1 protein-coding gene is annotated in these 1849 nt (G+C 73.3%); it reads left to right on the forward strand.

Annotation, left to right across the window (positions count from 1 at the left end; translation table 11 throughout):
• Positions 1-1849, forward strand: a 1849-nt coding sequence (locus HW577_RS24445) for a putative bifunctional diguanylate cyclase/phosphodiesterase (protein ID WP_198378698.1), incomplete at both ends; no start/stop codon positions are given.

Here is a 1849-nt window from a genome sequence, read left to right on the forward strand (position 1 = left end):
CCGCCGCCGCGCGGGTGCGGCTGGAGCGGGAGCGGCGCGAGGCGGCCGAGCTGCGCCTCGCACGCGCGCGCGACCTCGCGCTGGGCCATGCCGAGTTCCGCGCCGCGCTCGAGGGCATGCCGCAGGGCGTCTGGAAGTTCGATGCCGGGAACCGGCTCGTGATCGCCAATTCGCGCGCCGCGCCGCTGCTCGGCATGGCACCGGAGCCGCTCGTGCCCGGCACGCCCTTCTCCGCGATCCTGCAGGCGGGCGAGTCGGACCAGGACGGGCTCGCGGGCCCGATCCTGCGGCGCCTGCGGGTAATCGCCGGCACCGACGCCTCCGAATCCTTCGTCGAGAGCGAGCCGGAGGGCCGCGCCATCTCGGTCACCTACCGGCCGCTGCCGCAGGGGGGCTGGCTCGCGACCTTCGACGACATCACCGAGCGGCACGAATCCGAGCGGCACATCCGCCACATGGCGCGGCACGATCCGCTGACGGGGCTGGCCAATCGCGCCTGGCTGATGGAATGCCTGGAGCGGATCCTGGCGGAGCTGCGCCTGGAGGCGGAGGAGCCGGAGCGGCGCGGCGGGCTCGCGCTGCTCTATCTCGATCTCGACCGCTTCAAGCAGGTGAACGACACGCTTGGCCATCCGGCCGGGGACGCGCTGCTGCGCCAGGTCGCCGCGCGCATCCGGCAGGGCCTTCGGTCCGGCGACGACGGCCGCCCCGAGGACATGGTCGCGCGCCTGGGCGGCGACGAGTTCGTCGTCATGCTCCGCACCGCCTCCGGGACGCTGGCCGAGAAGCGCGACGTCGCCGCGATGGTCGGCGACAGGCTCGTCGCCGCCCTGACCTCGCCCTTCGACCTCGACGGCCAGGTGGCGCATATCGGCACCACCGTGGGCATCGCGCTCTGGGCCGAGGATGGTGGCACGGCGGAAGAATTGCTGCGCGCCGCGGACCTCGCCCTGTATCACGGCAAGTCCGGCGGCCGCGGCCGGCATGTCTTCTTCGAGCCGGCGATGGACCATGAGGCGCGCCGCCGCCGCACCATCGAGACCGAGCTGCGCCGTGCGCTGTTCGAGGATGAGGGCCGCGACCTGCTGGTCTTCTTCCAGCCGCAGGTGCATGCGCTGACGCGCCGCCCGACCGGCTGCGAGGCGCTGGTGCGCTGGAAGCGTCCGGGCCAGGAGGGGCTGACGAGCCCCGGCGAGTTCATCGACGTGGCCGAGGAGACGGGCCTGATCACCGCGCTCGGCCTGCACGTGCTGCGCCGCGCCTGCGCCGAGGCCGTCACCTGGGCCGATCCGGACATGCGCGTGTCGGTCAACCTTTCCTCCGTCCAGTTCGGCATGCCGGGGCTGGTGCAGGAGGTGGCGGAGGTGCTCGCGGCGACCGGGCTCGACCCGCGGCGGCTCGAGCTCGAGGTGACGGAAAGCCTGCTGATCGAGAATGCGGACGACGCGCTCGAGACGATGAAGCGGCTGCGTGCGCTCGGCGTCGGCTTCGCGCTCGACGATTTCGGCACGGGCTATTCCTCGCTCGCCTACCTCCAGGCCTTCCCCTTCGACCGGGTGAAGATCGACCGCGGCTTCGTGCGGGAGATCCATGTCCGCCAGGGCGACGCGGCGATCGTGCGCTCGGTCAGCGCGCTGTGCGGGGAACTCGGCATGGCGACGATCGCCGAGGGGATCGAGACGGAGGAACAGCTCGCGACCGTGGTCGCGGCCGGCTGCCAGGAGGCGCAAGGCTTTCTGTTCAGCGGGCCGGTGCATCCCTGGCGGCTGGCGGACGTGCTGTCGCGCCTGGCGGCGCCGGCCGCGCGCGCGCCGAGGATGGGCCCGCCGGCGCCCCTGCGCGCGGCGGG

The organism is Neoroseomonas rubea (genome assembly GCF_016106015.1).
Taxonomy (GTDB): Bacteria; Pseudomonadota; Alphaproteobacteria; order Acetobacterales; family Acetobacteraceae; genus Neoroseomonas; species Neoroseomonas rubea.